Raw genomic sequence first — 16,059 nt, 5'->3', positions numbered from 1 at the left:
TAACCATGACTGACTGGACGGAGCCGGGTGTCTTCGAGGTGGCGCCGGGCGTGTTCCGGATCCCGCTGCCGCTGCCGAACGACGGCCTGCACACGGTGAACGTGTACGCGATCGACGACGGGGACGGCGTCGTGATGATCGACGCCGGGTGGGCGCTGGACGAGGCCACCGACCTGCTGGAGGTCTCGCTCGGCACCCTCGGGTACGACTTCGCCGACGTCCGCCGGTTCCTCGTCACCCACATGCACCGCGACCACTACACGATGGCCGTGGCGCTGCGGAGGCGGTTCGGCACGCACGTCGCGCTGGGGCTCGGCGAGCAGCCGTCCATCGAACGGGTGATCTCGGGCCGGGCCGGGGGGCAGGTGCGGAACCTGCGCCGCTGGGGCGCTCCCGACCTGGCCGAGCGGTGGGCCGCGCTGGCCGTGCCGATGGAGGTCAGGGCGTCCGCGGACTACGAGGCACCGGACGAGTGGCTGACCGGGGCGACCCCGGTCGAGCTGTCGAAGCGGGTGCTGGAGACCGTGCCGACGCCGGGCCACACGGCCGGGCACGTGGTGTTCGTCGACCGGGAGTCGTCGCTGCTGTTCGCGGGCGACCACGTCCTGCCGCACATCACCCCGTCGATCGGCTTCGAGCCCGCGCGCCCCGCGCTGCCGCTCGGCGACTACCTCGACTCGCTCCGCCTGGTGCGCGAGTACCCGGACCTGCGGCTGCTGCCCGCGCACGGCCCCGTGACCGGCAGCGTCCACGCCCGCGTGGACGAGCTGCTCCAGCACCACGCCGACCGGCTGGACGCCACGGTCGAGTCGGTCGCGGGCGGCACGGCCACCGCGCACGAGACCGCCCGCCGGCTCGGCTGGACCGGCAGGCAGCGGAGGTTCGACGAGCTGAACCTGTTCAACCAGGTGCTGGCGGTGGGCGAGACGGCGGCGCACCTCGACGTGCTGGTGCGCGACGGACGGCTCACCGCGTCCACTGTGGACGGAGTCGGGCACTACAGCGCTACGCTGGCCTGATGGTGACACGGGGCGACGCCCGCCGTGAGCAGATCCTGTACGCGGCGATGGTGGTCTTCGCCGACCACGGCTACCACCGGGCCTCGCTGGCCGGGATCGCCGAACAGGTGGGCATCAGCCAGACCGGGCTGCTGCACCACTTCCCGACCAAGCGGCACCTGCTGACGGCCGTGCTGGAGGCCCGCGACCGGCTGGACCGGGAGTGGCTGGCCGAACTCGACCCGGACGGCCGCACCGGGCCCCGGCTGCTGGTGAGCCTGCTCCGGCTGGTCGACCGCAACCGCAGGCTCGGCGGCCTGGTGCAGATCTACACCGCGCTGTCCGGGGAGAGCGTCACCGACGGCCACCCGGCGAGGGCCTGGTTCACCGACCGGTACGGGCGCGTCACGGCGTCCGTCGAGGCCGGTCTGCTCGCGGGCGCCGCGGCGATGCGCCCCGGCGTCGACTGCGCCCTGCTGGCCACCGAGGTCGTCGCGGTGATGGACGGCCTCCAGCTCCAGTGGCTGCTGCGGCCGGACGAGGTGGACATGGTGGCCGCGTTCCGCGACTACGCCACCCGGCTCGTCCGGTCGACCGCGCTCGACCCCGAGCCGGTGGTGGCCCTGCTGGCCTCGGCGGTACCGGTACCGCTGGCCGCCTGCTGCGGGTAACGTGCGGATAACGAACCGACCGCCCGCTCGGTAGGAGAACAAGTGAGCCCGATCGAGACCGCCCTGGCCGCGCTGGACCTGGAGACCAAGGTGAGCCTCCTGGCGGGCCAGGACGTGTGGTCGCTGCCCGCCGTGCCCGCCATCGGCCTCGGCTCGCTGGTCATGTCGGACGGGCCGATCGGCGTCCGCGGCACCGGCTGGGGTCCCGACGACCCGGCCGTCGTGCTCCCCAGCCCGACCGCGCTCGCCGCCACCTGGGACCCGGCCCTCGCCCGCCGCGTCGGCCGCCTGCTGGCCCAGGAGGCCCGGCGCAAGGGCGCGCACCTGCTGCTCGCGCCGACCGTGAACCTGCACCGCACCCCGCTGGGCGGCAGGCACTTCGAGTGCTACTCCGAGGACCCGCTGCTGACCGCGGAGATCGGCGTCGGCTACGTCCTCGGCGTGCAGGACGGCGGCGTCGGCGCGACCGTGAAGCACTTCGTGGCCAACGACTCCGAGACCGCCAGGTTCGTCCTCGACGCGGCCGTCGACGACCGCACCCTGCGCGAGGTGTACCTGGCGCCGTTCGAGGCGATCGTGCACCGCGCCGGCGTGTGGGCCGTCATGTGCGCCTACAACGGCGTCAACGGCCGCACCATGTCCGAGAACGACGCCCTCCAGAACGGTCTGCTCAAGGGGGAGTGGGGGTTCGACGGCGTCGTCGTGTCGGACTGGACCGCCGCGAAGACCACCGTCGGCACCGCGCTGGGCGGCCTCGACGTCGCCATGCCCGGCCCCGGCAACCCGTGGGGCGCCAAGCTGGTCGACGCGGTGCGCGCGGGTGAGGTCCCCGAGTCCGTCGTGGACGAGATGGTCCGCCGCGTCCTGCGCCTGGCGGGCCGCGTCGGGCTGCTGGAGGGCGTCGAGCCCGCCGTGCCGGTGCGGCCGGAGGCCGTGGTCGACGGCGACGCGCTGGCCAAGGAGGTCGCCGAGCGCTCGTTCGTGCTGCTGCGCAACGACGGCACCCTGCCCCTCGCCTCGCCGACGGTCGCGCTCATCGGCGTGGCCGCCGAGGAGGCCCGCATCCTCGGCGGCGGCAGCGTCACCGTGTTCCCGCCGCACGTCGTGTCCCCGCTGGACGGTCTGCGCGCACGGGGCGTCGAGCTGACCTACGAACCCGGCGTCGACCCGCGCACCAAGCTCCCGCCCGCCCGCGGTCCGGAGTGGACGGACCCGGAGACCGGCGAGGCGGGGTTCCGGATCGTCTTCCGCGACGCCTCGGGCGCGGAGCTGGGCAGGCTGCTGCTGGAGGCCGCCGTCACGGGCTGGACCGGCAAGATGCCGGACGGCGTCGACGGCGCGCTGCTCGACTCGGTCGAACTGAGCGCCTGGTTCCGCCCGCTGGTGTTCGGCGAGCACAGCTTCGGCGTCGGCGGTGTCGGCGAGTTCGTCCTGACCGTCGACGGCGAGGTCCTCCACGACGACAGGCAGGTCGCCTACGACGACGACCCGGCGGCGGGCATCCTGCTGCACCCGGAGACGCGCGTGGCGACCGTCGTCGAGGGCCCGGTCCTGGTGACGCTGAAGCACAAGACCTGGGTCCGCAAGGGCATCGGCGCGGTCGTCGGCATCACCCTCGGCCACGCCGAACCCGGTCCCACCGACGACGAGCTGATCCAGCGGGCCGTCGTGGCCGCGGCGGCGGCCCAGGTCGCCGTCGTGGTCGTCGCCACCACCGAGGAGGTCGAGTCCGAGGGCTTCGACCGCCGCTCCCTCGCGCTGCCCGGCAGGCAGGACGACATGGTCGCCGCCGTCGCCGCGGTCAACCCCCGCACCGTCGTGGTCGTCAACGCGGGCTCCCCGGTGGAGATGCCGTGGATCGACGAGGTGGCCGCCGTGCTGCTCACGTGGTTCCCCGGCCAGGAGGCGGGCGCCGCGCTGGCGGACGTCCTCTTCGGCCGCACCGAACCCGCGGGCCGCCTGCCCACGACCTGGCCAGCCCGCATGGACGACTGCCCCGTCCTCGACGTCGACCCCGTGGACGGCGTCCTGGCCTACCGGGAGGGCCTGTTCATCGGCTACCGGGCGTGGGAGGGCCGCCCCGTCGCGCCCGCGTTCTGGTTCGGCGCCGGGCTCGGCTACACGACGTGGGAGTACACGTCGGTGACCGTCACGCCGTCGGACGCCTTCGCCACCGTGACGGTCCTCCTGCGCAACACGGGGACGCGGTCCGGCCGGGAGGTCGTGCAGGTGTACCTGGTGCCGGACGCGCCCGCAGCCGACCGCCCGACCCGCTGGCTGGCGGGCTTCGCCTCCGTCGAGGCCGGGGCGGGGGAGACCGCGGAGGCCGTGGTCGAGCTGCCGAGGCGCGCCGTGGAGGCGTGGGAGGACGGGGCGTGGGTGACGATGACCGGCGGCTACACGGTCGAGGTCGGCCACGACTACGGAGACACCAGGCTGAGCGCGTCGCTGAAGGTGTGATCCGGTGCGCCCCGTGTTCGGCGCTCAGAGCAGGGTCCCACGCCCGCGGCCAACTCCAGCAGCACCTCGGTCGCCGAGTCGTAGCGCGGTTCGATGACCGCCCGCCGCTTGGGGGAGGACATCAGGGGCTCGACGGCGACGTGCCGCAGGGCTGGGAACGGGATCGTGGCGACGGCGACGTCGGCGGTGAACGTCTCGACCTCGCGGTTGGGCGTGCCCGAGTTCGCGTCGTCGTTCGCGGGACCGCTGCGCCACACCTCGCCGGTGAACGACCGGTGGCTCACCCACGTCGGCGTTGAAGAACAGCCTGCGCCGCAGACCGAGCTCGTCCGCCAGCGCCATCGGGAAGAAGTCCGGCAACCGCACGGCACCGGCTTCCGCGTACAGCCGCGCGCCGCGGAACGGCGGCCGCGGGCTCTCGGGTCCGCCCGCTTGAGCGTCGTCCCGGCCACCGGGGAGCGGTTCGGAACGTCGCCGGAGAACGCCAACCCCGTGTCAGAAAATGCGCGACTCGGAAAGAGTTGAGCCATTCGGACTGCGTGGGAGTGAGTGCATCGATCTAGATATCCGCAATTTTCGCGACATTTGTCAGGAAAGCGCCGATCGGGCGACGTCGACGGGACTGGATGGCGGCGCCCTGGTTGTTCGTGCGTGGTCAAGGCATGTCCGGTTGGCCGTTTTGCCTGCTGGCGATGCCGAGCGCGCCATTGATCAGGGCGATGGGAGGTATTGGACAACTCCGTCCTGCGTGCGTCCAGCGAGTTCTCGGGAGTAACGCGCCGACCGCAGTGGTCGACCTCACAGAAGCAAGCCTGATGCCGACCACCGCGCGACGCGACCGCGTTCCGCCGTCTTCGCCTGCCGTTTCGAACCGACCCGAAAGGAAGTCGAACCGTGTTTTCCCGGCGTCGTGTGGTTCCGGTGCCGTTCCTGGTGCAGGCCCGCGTCGGGGGCGCGCCACCCGTCTGGGCAGGGCCGCTCTCCGGCCAGGGCTTCGCGATCCAGGACCGCCCGAACCCGTTGCCCGCCGGTGGGTGAGCCGACGATCTTCGTCAACACCCGGACCGGCATCGACCTCACCGCTCCCCGGACGGCATCGCCGTCCGACGGCCGCACCGCTGAAGGAGAGGACAACACCGCCATGGGATCCAGAGCCGCGTTCCCCGACCACACCGACCAGGAATTCCTCGACAGCATCCTGGAGAGCGTCAACCAGTACCGCGCCAAGCACGGCGCGCCGCCCGTCCAGCTCGACCCGGAGTTGGTCGAGTACGCCAAGTCCCGCGCCGCGGCGGTCTCCACCGAGCCCTACCTCAACCACGGACACGCCGGCCTGCGCGACGGGCTGGGCGAGAACCTGTCCTGGCAGGCGTCCTCCGCGCCCACCGTGGGAGCGGCCACCGGCGCGACCGGCAGCTGGTACGGCGAGATCAAGGACTACGACTTCACCCTGCCCGCCCCCACCGACTCCTCCAAGACCGGCCACTTCACCCAGCTCGTCTGGAAGGGCAGCACCAAGGTCGGTGCCGGCCGCGTGTACGGCAAGGGCGGAGATTGGTACGAGACCTACATCGCCCTGGTCTTCTCCCCGCCCGGCAACATGGCGGGTGGCTACCAGACCAACGTCTCCCCGAGCCAGTAGGACGGACGAGGACGTCGAAGGCGACGGCACCAACCCCGGAGGCACCGCCACCCACCGCTGACCCGTCACCCCGACCGCGTGCCGCCGTGGCACGGCGGCACGCGACGTGATCGGGTGCAGCCAGGACGTGGTCGTGCTCAAGGCGGTCGTCGGAGCGTTCTTGATGTCGTTTCCGGTCAGCAGTGGCGGCTCGGTCCGGAGAAGGGCCCGCACCGTCACCGCTCGACCTCGTGACGACCACGTCCGCGCCGAGGCCAGGTGACGAGCAGGACCCGCACACGGCGGTGGACAGCGCTGGAACCCGCGAACGGAAGCGCGGGTCGTGACGAGTCGTGTGCGACAACTGCCGCTCGTGGTCGCATCAGGCCGCCGGTCGCGGCACTAGTCTCGCCGGAATGACCACCACACCGCCCGAGGACTGGTCCGGCTGGCGCGACCGGGTCGACCTCGGCACCTACGACGACCGCTGGACGCGCATGGCCGAGTCGGGCCAGGACCCGCACGGCGAGGTCGCGCTCGTCATGGCCTACGCGCCCTCGGCGGTGCTCGACGGCGGCTGCGGCACCGGCCGCGTCGGCGTCGAGCTGGACCGGCGCGGGGTGCGCGTGGTCGGTGTGGACGTGGACGCCGACATGGTCGCCGCCGCCCGCGCCAAGGCCCCCGGACTGCGCTGGGAGCACGTGGGCCTGGACGTGATGGACCTCGGCGAGCGGTTCGACGTGGTCGTGCTCGCGGGCAACGTGATCCCGTACGCGGCGGCCGACGTCCGCGCGGCCCTGGTCGCGTCCTGCGCCGCGCACCTCGAACCCCGCGGCAGGCTGGTCGCGGGGTTCAGCCTGCGTCCGACCTGGCCGTCACTGCCCGACTACGACGCGTGGTGCGCCGAGGCCGGGCTGGAACGGGAGGACCGCTGGTCCACGTGGGACCGCGAGCCGTACACCGGTGGTGACTACGCGGTCAGCGTCCACCGGCTGCGCTGAGGGGTCAGCGACGGGGGGCCGGTTGCGACGGCCGTCCCCGTCGCGACCGACCCGGAGGACGGAGGGTGTCGAACTTGCCGCGCGCGCTGGACCCCTTGTTCATGAAGGTCAACTACCCGACGCGGCGACGGGCCAAACCAGGGTCAACGAGGAAGCTTGACGACCGTGACGAAGAAGTCGTCGATCTGCCGCACGACCTCGATGAACCGGTCGAAGTCCACCGGCTTGGTCACGTAGGCGTTGGCGTGCAGGTTGTAGCTGCGGAGGATGTCCTCCTCGGCCTCCGACGTGGTCAGCACGACCACGGGGATGGACCGGAAGCGCTCGTCGGCCTTGACCTCGGCCAGCACCTCGCGGCCGTCCATGCGCGGCAGGTTCAGGTCGAGCAGGATCAGGCCCGGCCTGGGGGCGTTCGCGTGCTCGCCCTCGCGGCGCAGGAACTGGAGCGCCTCGACACCGTCGCGGACGATGTGCAGCGAGTTGCGGATCTTGTGGTGCTCGAAGGCTTCCTGCGTCATCAACGCGTCGCCGGGATCGTCCTCGACCAGCAGGACGTCGATCACGCTCAGTGAGTCACTCATGGGGGGTCTCGGATTCCTCGACGACGGGCAACGTGAACTTGAAGGTGGTGCCGGTGTCCTGGCTGGTGTCCAGCCAGATGGTGCCACCGTGGTACTCGATGATCTTGCGACACATGGCCAGGCCGATACCCGTACCCGGATATGCGTCCTTGTGGTGCAGCCGCTGGAAGATGACGAAGATCCGTTCGGCGTACTCCGTGTCGATCCCGATGCCGTTGTCGCGGCAGGTGAACGTCCAGAGGTCGTCCGTGCGCTCGACGGTGAGCGTCACGACCGGCGGTTCGTCGCCGCGGAACTTGAGGGCGTTGCCCACGAGGTTCTGGAAGACCCCGCCCAGCAGCGACGCCTCACCGCGCACAGTAGGCAGGTCCTCGGGGACGTCGATCACCGCCCCCGACTCCTGGATGGCGGGGGACAGCGTGCCGACCACCTGGTCCACCAGTTCCCCGACGTCGACCAGGGTGTGCTCGCGCGCCATGCGGCCGACCCGCGAGAACGCCAGCAGGTCGTTGATCAGCACCTGCATCCGCTTGGCGCCGTCGACGGCGAAGCCGATGTACTGGTCGGCGCGCTCGTCGAGCTGGCCGCCGTAGCGGCGCTCCAGCAACTGGCAGAAGCTCGCGACCTTGCGCAGCGGCTCCTGGAGGTCGTGCGAGGCCACGTAGGCGAACTGCTCCAGCTCGGCGTTGGACCGCTGCAACTCGGTGGACTGGGCGTCCAGCTGCTCGTGGGCCGTCCTGACCGAGTCCAGGTCCTGCACGATCCGGCGGCGCATCCCGTCGATGTCGTGGCCGAGCATCACGATCTCGCGCGGCCCGGTGACGTCGACCTCGCTCTGGAACTCACCGGAGGCCACGGTGCGGACCTGTTCGGCCAGGCCCGCCAGCGGCATGATCAGGATCCGGTACAGCACGACGGCCACGCCCGCGATGAGCACGACCATCAGCAGGCCGACGCCCATGGCGAGCCACAGGAGCGTGTCGGCCGCCCGGTCGAGCCGGGCCCGCGCGCCGTCGACCTCGACGGCCAGCCTGGACTCCAGGTCCTTGGCCGCGGTCCGGACACCGTCGAACAGCGTCTTGCCCTGCTCGGTGGACGCGGACTCCAGGCTGGGGCCCGTGGCGCGGATCTGGGCGACCACCGGCTCGGCGTAGGACGTGCGCCACGTCACCGCGAGCCCCTGGATCCGGTCCAGCTCGGCGGAGTACCGGGGGAACGCGTCACCGAGGCGGGAGCGGGCCGACCCGAAGGCGGCGCGCTCGTCCGCCTGCCCGGAGAGGTAGGGGGCCAGGAACTCGTCCCGGCCGCTCAGCGCGAAGCCGCGCACCCCGGTCTCCTGGTTGACGTACGCGGTCGACAGCTCCTGCACGTGCCGCCTGGCCGGGCCGATCTGCTCCAGCACGAGCACGCGCGCGTCGGTCAGCTGGGACAGCGACAGGGCGATGGCGCCCACGGCGCCGCCGGACACGAGGATCAGGATCGCCACGGCGGCGAACAGCAACCGCTTGGCTGGCCACCGGGTGGTGTGGTCCGGCGAGGTCATCAGGTCCTTTCCGAGAGCAGCAGGACGGCCATGTCGTCGTCGAGCTCGCCTCCGTTGAGGTCCTCGACGCGCGAGATGAGCGTGTCGAGGAGCCAGCGTTGCCGACGCGGCCAGTCCGGGTCGTTCCCGGCCATGCCCTCGATGATCGAGATCAGTCGTTCCGAGCCGAGCCGCTCGGTGTCGCCGACGACCCGTCCCTCGACGAGTCCGTCGGTGTAGAGCATCAGCGTCCAGTTCGGCGGCAGCGGCACGTCCAGGCCGCTCCACGTGCTGTCGGGGAGCACGCCCAGCGGCAGGCCCGCGCGGTCGCGCGGCAGCTCCACGACGCTGTCGCCGACGAGCAGCATCGGTTCCGGGTGGCCCGCGAGGTAGACGCGCGCCCAGCGGCGGTCCGGCGAGATCGTCACCATGCAGGCCGTGGTGAACAGGCCGGGCTGGTGGCGTTCGTGCACGAGGATCTGGTGCAGCGTGCGCAGCACCTTCCACGGCTCCTGCTCGGCCAGCACGAGCGCGCGCCACGCAATGCGCAGGCACACCCCCAGCGCGGCCTCGTCGGGCCCGTGGCCGCAGACGTCGCCGATGATGAGCTGGAGCGTGCCGTCGGGCATCCGGACCGCGTCGAAGAAGTCGCCGCCCAGCAGCATCCGGCTGCCGCCGGGCCGGTAGCGGGACTCCATCGCCAGGTCCTCGCCGTGCATGATCGGCGACGGCAGCAGGCCGCGCTCCAGGCGGGTCTTCTCGGCCGCGTGGAGCTGCTCGTCGCGCAGCTGCCGGGTGACCTCCTCGGCGCGCTTGCGCTCGACGGCGTAGCGGATGCCCCTGATCAGCATCTCACCGTCGACCTGGCCCTTGACCAGGTAGTCCTGGGCGCCCGCCGCGACCGCCCGCGTCCCCTGCTGCTCGTCGGTGAGGCCGGTGAGGACGATGATCGCCGCGGGGGCGGAGAGCACGAGCAGGCGGCGCAGGCCGTCCAACCCGGTCGTGTCGGGCAGGCCCAGGTCGAGCAGGACGCAGTCGGCCGACGGGAGCAGCTTCTCGGCTTCCTGGAGGCTGCGGGCGCGGGACAGTTCGACCGGTGCGTCGACGTCCTCCAGCAGGGCTTCGACGAGGACCGCGTCCCCCTCGTCGTCCTCGACGAGCAGCACGCGGACCGGCCGGGTCGCGATGGCGACCGGTTCCGCTTCGGTGAGGCTGGGCACGAGCGGGGAGAGTAGTCGACCGAGATCAGCGGGGCCGCGAAGGCGAGCGTTCACTACCCCCCGTGGCGCCCCGGCAAGCGCCTGACCAGGACCCGGCTGGAACCGCTTCCTGACCACCACCGAAGATCCTGGTGTGAACGAGTCCTCGGAGGCGCTGACCGTGCGCCGGATGGCCGCGCTGACCCGCACCCTGCCCAGGCGTGGCCGCGGGTTCTGGTTCGGGCTCGCCATCGACGTCCTGTGGCCGGTCGTGGTGCTGTTCATCCCCATGCGGATGACCGGTCACGAGCACGTGCCGAAGACCGGTGGCGTGCTGCTGGCGTTCAACCACATCTCGTTCGCCGACCCGGTCAGCTCGACGGTGTTCGCCCTGGTGTCCGGCCGGGTGCCCCGCTACCTGGCGAAGGCGAGCCTGTGGCGGCTGCCGCTGGTGGGGTCCATCATGCGGTCGGGCGGGCACGTGCCCGTCGACCGCGGCACGAACCGCGCGGGCGAGGCCCTCAGCGGCGCCCGGGGAGCGGTCGCCAGGGGCGAGTGCGTGGCCGTGTACCCCGAGGGCACGTTCACCAACGACCCCGACGGGTGGCCGATGGCGGGCAAGTCCGGCGTGGCGCGGGCGGCCCTGATCAGCCGCAAGCCGGTGGTCCCCGTCGCGCAGTGGGGCACCCAGCGCCTGCTGCCCAGGGGCTCCTTCCTGCCCCGGCCGCTGCCCCGCAAGCGGGTGGACGTCGTCGCCGGACCGGAGGTCGACCTGTCCGACCTCTACGACCTGCCGCTGTCCAAGGAGGTCCTGGACAAGGCGACCGCGCGCATCATGGCCGCGATCACCGACCTCCTGGCGGGCATCCGGGCCGCGTGAGCGGTCGAGCCCGACCTGGAGACCCCCCTGCACGGCCTCCGGCCGCTCCAGGTCGGGCCCGACCGGTGACCGGACCACCCGGCCGGCGCGCACCGGTCACCGCTACCCGTTGTAGTGCACGGTCGTGTCCGAACGCCGCCGCGCGGTGGATGCCTGACAACCGGTGGACAACTCGGCGGTCCCCGCAGTGGCCCGGCCGCCGCGCCGTGAGCGAGACGATCGGACATGTGCGGCGGACGACAGGACATTGTTCGTCTCCGAACCCGTGCCTAGCGTTGTCCTCGACGAGAACGACGACGACGGAGGAGCAGGTCATGCGCGCGGTGGTCCAGACCGAGTTCGGCGGTCCCGAGGTGCTGCGGCTGGTGGAGGCGGCCCGGCCGGTGCCCGGTCCCGGAGAGGTGCTGGTGCGGGTGCGGGCGAGCGGGGTCAACCCGGCTGACGCGATCGTCCGCCGAGGTGACTTCCCGTCGTTCGGCACGCCGCCGTTCACCGTCGGCTGGGACGTCTCGGGCGAGGTCGAGGAGGTCGGTCCCGACGCCGGGTACGCGGTCGGCGACGAGGTCTACGGGATGCCCGCGTTCCCCGCCGCCGCGAGCGCCTACGCCGAGCACGTCGCGGCGCGGGCCGACGAGCTGGCGCCCAAGCCCGCCCGGCTGGACCACGTGCACGCCGCGGCCCTCCCGATGGCCGCGCTCACCGCGTGGCAGGCGCTGTCGAGGGCGGGGCTCGCGGCGGGGCAGCGGGTGCTGGTGCACGGCGCGGCGGGCGGCGTCGGGCACCTCGTGGTGCAGATCGCGAAGGCGCTGGGGGCGCACGTGACCGCCCTCGCGGGCGCGTCCGGCCACGAGTTCGTCCGCGGCCTCGGCGCGGACGAGGTGGTCGACTACCGGGCCACCGACTTCACCACCGTCCTGAGCGGCCTGGACGTGGTGTTCGACTCGGTCCGCCAGTCCGACCGCTCCCTGACCGTGCTGCGGCCCGGCGGGGTCCTCGTCACCGTCAACGAGCAGCACGACCAGGCGCTCGCCGAGAGGGTCGTCGCGGCCGGGCGGCGGTTCGAGGGCCTGACGGTCGCCCCGGACCGAGCGGGCCTGGAGGCGATCACCGACCTGGTCGACCGGGGGCTGGTCCGGCCGCACGTGAGCCGCACGTTCCCGCTGGCCGACGTCGCGGCGGCGCACGAGCTGGTCGAGTCCGGGCACACCAGGGGCAAGATCGTCCTGGTGGTCTGACCGTGGACGTCCTGACCGAGGTGGTGGAGTCCGTGCGGACCGGGCGTCCGTCGTCGGTGCGGACCGACGCCCGCGCGCCGTGGGGCCTGCACATGCGGGGCACGGGCTTCCACGTGGTGCTGCACGGCTCCTGCTGGCTGGTCGACCTGGGCGGCGCCCCGCCCGTCCGGCTGGCCGAGGGCGACGTGGTGTTCCTGTCGGAGTCGAGCGACCACGTGCTCGCCGACGACCCGCGCACCCCCGGCGAGCACGTCGCCGAGGAGCGGTTCGACGGGCCCTCGCCGATCCGCTCGCTGCGGGTCGGCGCCGACGGGCCGCGGACGCGGCTGCTGTGCGGCACCTACCACCTCGACCGGGCCCGACCCCACCCGCTGGTCGGCCACCTGCCCACGGTCATCCACCTGCGGACCGGCGAGCACCCGCAGCTCACCGCCGCCGTCGCGCTGCTCGGCTCCGAGCTGGAGCACCCGCGCGGCGGCTCGGACGGGATCGTGACGGCACTGGTCGACTCGCTGCTCCTCTACATCCTGCGGGCGTGGCTGGAGGAGGGGCGGCCGGAGGGCGCGGCGGCGGGCTGGGCCGCCGCGCTGCGCGACCCGGCCGTCGCACCGGCCCTGGCGGCCATGCACGACGACCCGGCCGCGCCGTGGACCGTGCGGTCGCTGGCCGCCCTCTCCGGCCTGTCCCGCGCCCCGTTCGCCCGGCGGTTCACCGCGCTCACCGGCGAACCGCCGCTGACCTACCTGACCCGCTGGCGCATGACCGGGGCGGCCAGGCTGCTGCGCGAGACGGACGCGCCGCTCAGCGCCGTGGCGAGCAGGGCGGGGTACGGCTCGGAGTTCGCCTTCGCCAAGGCGTTCAAGCGCGAGTACGGCCTGGCGCCCGGCCGGTACCGGCGGCGGGCTACCGGGTAGCGGACTCGCAGAACGCCCACAGCGCCCGCCGGTCGGCCTCCGACTCCCGCCGCCACGGCAGGTAGTGGGTCGACCGCACCCGGCGGTCGTGCCAGAACTTCCCGTTCTCCCGGCCCGCCTCGACCGACGCGGCCAGCCAGACGATCGTGTCCGCGCCCTGCTCCGGGGAGCGCAGCAGCGGCTTCGTGAGCCGGTGGAACGTCGGCAGCGACGTGGTGACACCGGGCGTGTCCGCCCAGCCGGGGTGCATGCTGTGCACGACCACGCCGTCGCCCCCCAGCTCGTCCGCCCACAGCTCGGCGAGCACGACCTGCATCCGCTTGACCCTGGAGTAGGCCTTCGCGCCCGAGAACGCGCCCTCGCGGTACTCCGGGTCGTCCACCCGCAGCGGCTGGCTGTACATGCCGCCGGAGGACACGAAGACCACGCGGCCGTCCGGGGACGCCGTGAGCGCGGGGGAGAGCAGCCCGGTCAGCAGGTGCGGGCCCAGCACGGCCGTCGCCAGGGCCACCTCGTGGCCGTCGGCGGTCTCCTCGCGCCTGGGCGGCAGGACACCCGCGTTGTGGACCAGCACGTCGAGCCGCCCGGTGAAGGCCTCCCCGAACTTCCGCACGTCGGTCAGGTCGCTCAGGTCGCAGCGGTCGACGTGCAGCTCCGCGCCGGGCACGGCCGCCTGGATCTCCGCCTTCGCCCGCTCGCCCCTGGCCGCGTCGCGCACCACCAGGCGCACGACCGCGCCGAGCCGCGCCAGCCCCTCGGCCGCCGCCTTGCCCAGCCCCGAGTTCGCCCCGGTCACCAGCGCCACGCGGCCCGCGAGCGCGCCCTCCGGCGGGTCGGCGGGCCAGAAGTGCCTGCGGGCCTCGAACCCCAGCCGCGAGTACCCCGGACCGATCGTCCGGTCCATCACCCAGTCCACCGCACCCGTCACCGTCACGCGGTCGACGGTAGTGCGGCGTCGGGGCGGTCGCTGGACGGCACGGGGCCCGGTGTGGGCGGGGGCACGGTGTGGGCGGGGACGCCGCGTTGGCGGGGTTGGCGCGTCGGTGGGGTTGGCGCGTTGGTGGGGATGCCGCGTTGGCGGGGTTGGCGTTCGGCGTGCGGATCGTGGCGCGATGTGTGCGATCCCGGCTCGTTCGGCCGTCTGGTGCGTGGGGCCGTGAGCAGCTGCTCGAACGACCCCGCGCGTCCCGTGCGGGGGTGTCCACGCCCCGTGACGGTCGGGTGGCGGCGCTGGGAGGCCTTGGTCGGCTGGTCGAGTTTCCCGGCGGGTGGTGCTCGTCCGAGCGGCGGACGAGCACCGGTTCCGGCTCCGGTTCCGGCTCCGGTTTCGTGGTGGGACGGATCTTCGGCGCGGTCGAGGCGGGGGAGGCGCGCCAAGTTCTTCCGCGGGGTGGGGTGCGTCAGGCGATCGTGGCCAGGGGCGGTGGGTTGTTCAGCGCGCGACCGGTCATCACGTCGGTGGACGTGCTGGCCGCGAAACCCCCGACGTGACTGTCCACAGTGGATGTTTCGGCCGGTTGCGGGTGAGCGCGGTCGTCGAGCGACCGCTGCGGTGGCGTCGTCGCGTGGTTCCCCGGTTGGCCGGGGCGGCTTCCGGGGCCGGCAGTGCGGCCCGCCGGGTCGTCGGGGTGATCGGCGTGGTTGCCCGGTCGTTCCGCGACCTGCCGGGGTCGGTCGGCGCGACCTGCCGGAGTCGGTCAGTTCGGCGGGGAATCCCTGGTGAGCTTGGCCGTCTGCTCCTTGAGCACGTCGACCGTGCGGGAGACGAAGTCCGAGATGACCCGCTGCTCCTCGGGGGAGTAGCGGGTCATCATCGCGGCCATCGCGGCACCCAGGTCGGCGAACACCCCGCTGTGCCCTCCGCGACCGGACTCGGTGGGGGTGATCACCACCCGCCTGCGGTCGTCCGGGTCCACCTCGCGCCGCACCAGACCCGCGCGCTCCAGGCGGTCGACCATGCCGGTGACCGCGCCGGGGGTGAGGCCGATCTCCTTGGCCAGCGCCCCGGCGGACATCGGGCCGCCGCGCAGCAGCGTCAGCGCCCGCTGATCGCCCGCGCTCACCCCGAGCCGCTGACCGACGGCCTCGTGGAACATCACCACCGCCGTGCTCAGCTCACGTCCGGCCTCCGCGTCCCTGTCCATGAACCAGTACTTTACCCAGGTCGACATTTTACTATACTCAACTAAAACTTTGAGAGGGGTGAAAGGTCATGGCGAGCACCTGGGGTGAGGAGGTCCGGCGGTCGTCGGAAGTGCCGAGGTGGGTGTGGCACTGCTACCTCCGGCACTTCGCGCCGATCGTGGGCCTGTCGTTGGTGGCGTCCGTGCAACGACTGCTGGTGATCGGCTGGGACACACCGATCCCCGCGCTGTGGACACTTGCGCCGCTCCCGCTCCCGCTTCCGACCTCGCTGCCGCTTCCGACCTCGCTGCCGCTCCCGACCTCGCTCTCGCTCCTGGCATCGCTGCCGCTCCCGTCCCCGACTTCGCTCCCGGTTGCGTTCCCGGTTGCGTTCCTGGCGCCGCTCCGGGTGCCGTGGGTTCTCGTGTTGAGGCCGATGGCGGGAGTCGTTACCCCGCTCCCGGCTCCGTGGGCGCTCGTGTCGGAAGGGGTGGTGGTGGTCGCGCGCGTGCTGCTCGTCGTCCTGGTGTGGCGGGTCGCCTTCCGCGGCCTGGAGTGGAGGTGGGGCAACGCTCGGCGGTTCGTCCGGACCCGGTGGCGGGCGCTCGTGCTCCAGGCCGGACTGCTCTCGGCGGCGTTCCTGGTGTTCGACGTCGCCGCCGAGGCGCTCGTCGGGCGGGACGGGTTGGCGCTGCTGCTGTTCGTCAAGAACCCCACCGTGATCGCGCTGACGGTCATCTGGTGGATCGGGGTGCTCCGACAACTCTTGGCCGGTGGCCACACACCCCCTGAAAGTGACCCCTTGGAGTGGAATGTCGCTCTGGACAACGGTTCCGGGCGCACCTGGCGTTAA

General features: G+C 72.7%; 16 protein-coding genes. 10 read left to right on the top strand and 6 right to left on the bottom strand.

What is annotated here, in order from left to right; all coding sequences use genetic code 11:
- Window positions 1–5: 5 nt before the first annotated feature.
- Genes VFZ92_RS25735 through VFZ92_RS25725 form a run of 3 tightly spaced genes read left to right on the top strand, consistent with a single transcriptional unit; the run spans window position 6 to window position 4,129 of the window.
- Window positions 6–1,019: an MBL fold metallo-hydrolase gene (locus tag VFZ92_RS25735; protein WP_330878602.1), complete on the top strand. Its 1,014-nt coding sequence runs from the start codon at window positions 6–8 to the stop codon at window positions 1,017–1,019.
- Window positions 1,019–1,669, top strand: coding sequence for a TetR/AcrR family transcriptional regulator (locus VFZ92_RS25730; protein ID WP_330878601.1), 651 nt, complete (start codon window positions 1,019–1,021; stop codon window positions 1,667–1,669). The genes VFZ92_RS25735 and VFZ92_RS25730 overlap by 1 nt, the downstream gene beginning before the upstream one ends.
- A 42-nt stretch (window positions 1,670–1,711) precedes the next feature.
- Entirely contained in the window at window positions 1,712–4,129 is a 2,418-nt protein-coding gene (locus VFZ92_RS25725; protein WP_330878600.1) for a beta-glucosidase family protein, read from the top strand.
- Here VFZ92_RS25725 and VFZ92_RS25720 read toward each other — a convergent pair.
- Window positions 4,090–4,413 carry a hypothetical protein gene (locus VFZ92_RS25720; protein WP_330878599.1) on the bottom strand — a complete coding sequence of 108 codons (324 nt, stop codon included), beginning with the start codon at window positions 4,411–4,413 and terminating at the stop codon, window positions 4,090–4,092. The genes VFZ92_RS25725 and VFZ92_RS25720 overlap by 40 nt on opposite strands.
- 857 nt (window positions 4,414–5,270) lie before the next feature.
- Between VFZ92_RS25720 and VFZ92_RS25715 the strand changes: the two genes are divergently transcribed.
- The gene (locus tag VFZ92_RS25715; RefSeq protein WP_330878598.1) at window positions 5,271–5,771 is read left to right on the top strand and encodes a CAP family protein; all 501 of its coding nucleotides are present in this window, start codon (window positions 5,271–5,273) and stop codon (window positions 5,769–5,771) included.
- Between the two features lie 395 nt (window positions 5,772–6,166).
- Complete coding sequence (locus VFZ92_RS25710) at window positions 6,167–6,751, top strand: class I SAM-dependent methyltransferase (RefSeq protein ID WP_330878597.1); 585 nt, start codon at window positions 6,167–6,169, stop codon at window positions 6,749–6,751.
- A gap of 143 nt (window positions 6,752–6,894) precedes the next feature.
- On the opposite strand, the gene VFZ92_RS25705 is transcribed toward VFZ92_RS25710, so the two are convergent.
- From VFZ92_RS25705 to VFZ92_RS25695, 3 genes are read right to left on the bottom strand one after another with little or no spacing between them, the layout of a single operon-like run.
- Window positions 6,895–7,332, bottom strand: coding sequence for a response regulator (locus tag VFZ92_RS25705; protein WP_330878596.1), 438 nt, complete (start codon window positions 7,330–7,332; stop codon window positions 6,895–6,897).
- Window positions 7,325–8,875: a sensor histidine kinase gene (locus VFZ92_RS25700; protein ID WP_330878595.1), complete on the bottom strand. Its 1,551-nt coding sequence runs from the start codon at window positions 8,873–8,875 to the stop codon at window positions 7,325–7,327. Before VFZ92_RS25700 ends, VFZ92_RS25705 begins: the two co-directional genes overlap by 8 nt.
- Window positions 8,875–10,074 (bottom strand): PP2C family protein-serine/threonine phosphatase, encoded by a 1,200-nt coding sequence (locus VFZ92_RS25695; RefSeq protein WP_330878594.1) that lies wholly within the window; start codon window positions 10,072–10,074, stop codon window positions 8,875–8,877. The genes VFZ92_RS25700 and VFZ92_RS25695 overlap by 1 nt, the downstream gene beginning before the upstream one ends.
- 169 nt (window positions 10,075–10,243) lie before the next feature.
- On the opposite strand from VFZ92_RS25695, the gene VFZ92_RS25690 reads away from it, so the two are divergent.
- The 3 genes from VFZ92_RS25690 to VFZ92_RS25680 all read left to right on the top strand — a co-directional run bounded on the left by VFZ92_RS25690 (window position 10,244) and on the right by VFZ92_RS25680 (window position 13,082).
- Window positions 10,244–10,933, top strand: coding sequence for a lysophospholipid acyltransferase family protein (locus VFZ92_RS25690; RefSeq protein ID WP_330878668.1), 690 nt, complete (start codon window positions 10,244–10,246; stop codon window positions 10,931–10,933).
- A gap of 314 nt (window positions 10,934–11,247) precedes the next feature.
- Entirely contained in the window at window positions 11,248–12,168 is a 921-nt protein-coding gene (locus VFZ92_RS25685; RefSeq protein WP_330878593.1) for an NADP-dependent oxidoreductase, read from the top strand.
- Window positions 12,169–12,170: 2 nt separating this feature from the next.
- Window positions 12,171–13,082: an AraC family transcriptional regulator gene (locus VFZ92_RS25680; RefSeq protein WP_330878592.1), complete on the top strand. Its 912-nt coding sequence runs from the start codon at window positions 12,171–12,173 to the stop codon at window positions 13,080–13,082.
- Here the strand turns inward: VFZ92_RS25680 and VFZ92_RS25675 are convergent.
- On the bottom strand, window positions 13,072–13,986 hold the full coding sequence (locus VFZ92_RS25675; protein ID WP_414720014.1) for an SDR family NAD(P)-dependent oxidoreductase: 915 nt from the start codon (window positions 13,984–13,986) through the stop codon (window positions 13,072–13,074). The two genes, VFZ92_RS25680 and VFZ92_RS25675, sit on opposite strands and share 11 nt — an antisense overlap.
- A 293-nt stretch (window positions 13,987–14,279) precedes the next feature.
- Between VFZ92_RS25675 and VFZ92_RS25670 the strand changes: the two genes are divergently transcribed.
- The gene (locus tag VFZ92_RS25670; protein WP_330878590.1) at window positions 14,280–14,573 is read left to right on the top strand and encodes a hypothetical protein; all 294 of its coding nucleotides are present in this window, start codon (window positions 14,280–14,282) and stop codon (window positions 14,571–14,573) included.
- Window positions 14,574–14,779: 206 nt separating this feature from the next.
- Here the strand turns inward: VFZ92_RS25670 and VFZ92_RS25665 are convergent, their stop codons facing one another.
- A complete protein-coding gene (locus tag VFZ92_RS25665) occupies window positions 14,780–15,253 on the bottom strand; it encodes a MarR family transcriptional regulator (RefSeq protein WP_330878589.1) in 474 nt (157 codons plus the stop codon).
- Between the two features lie 41 nt (window positions 15,254–15,294).
- Between VFZ92_RS25665 and VFZ92_RS25660 the strand changes: the two genes are divergently transcribed.
- Window positions 15,295–16,059, top strand: coding sequence for a hypothetical protein (locus VFZ92_RS25660; protein ID WP_330878588.1), 765 nt, complete (start codon window positions 15,295–15,297; stop codon window positions 16,057–16,059).

The organism is Umezawaea sp. (genome assembly GCF_036375055.1).
Taxonomy (GTDB): Bacteria; Actinomycetota; Actinomycetes; order Mycobacteriales; family Pseudonocardiaceae; genus Umezawaea.
Note: the sequence above shows the minus strand (reverse complement) of the source record. Positions and strands in the feature narration are given on the sequence as shown.

Coding starts and splice junctions, on each gene's coding strand:
- VFZ92_RS25735 (WP_330878602.1), top strand. CDS start 6: ATGACTGACTGGACGGAGCCGGGTGTCTTCGAGGTGGCGCCGGGCGTG.
- VFZ92_RS25730 (WP_330878601.1), top strand. CDS start 1,019: ATGGTGACACGGGGCGACGCCCGCCGTGAGCAGATCCTGTACGCGGCG.
- VFZ92_RS25715 (WP_330878598.1), top strand. CDS start 5,271: ATGGGATCCAGAGCCGCGTTCCCCGACCACACCGACCAGGAATTCCTC.
- VFZ92_RS25710 (WP_330878597.1), top strand. CDS start 6,167: ATGACCACCACACCGCCCGAGGACTGGTCCGGCTGGCGCGACCGGGTC.
- VFZ92_RS25705 (WP_330878596.1), bottom strand. CDS start 7,332: ATGAGTGACTCACTGAGCGTGATCGACGTCCTGCTGGTCGAGGACGAT.
- VFZ92_RS25700 (WP_330878595.1), bottom strand. CDS start 8,875: ATGACCTCGCCGGACCACACCACCCGGTGGCCAGCCAAGCGGTTGCTG.
- VFZ92_RS25690 (WP_330878668.1), top strand. CDS start 10,244: ATGGCCGCGCTGACCCGCACCCTGCCCAGGCGTGGCCGCGGGTTCTGG.
- VFZ92_RS25685 (WP_330878593.1), top strand. CDS start 11,248: ATGCGCGCGGTGGTCCAGACCGAGTTCGGCGGTCCCGAGGTGCTGCGG.
- VFZ92_RS25675 (WP_414720014.1), bottom strand. CDS start 13,986: ATGGACCGGACGATCGGTCCGGGGTACTCGCGGCTGGGGTTCGAGGCC.
- VFZ92_RS25665 (WP_330878589.1), bottom strand. CDS start 15,253: ATGTCGACCTGGGTAAAGTACTGGTTCATGGACAGGGACGCGGAGGCC.
- VFZ92_RS25660 (WP_330878588.1), top strand. CDS start 15,295: ATGGCGAGCACCTGGGGTGAGGAGGTCCGGCGGTCGTCGGAAGTGCCG.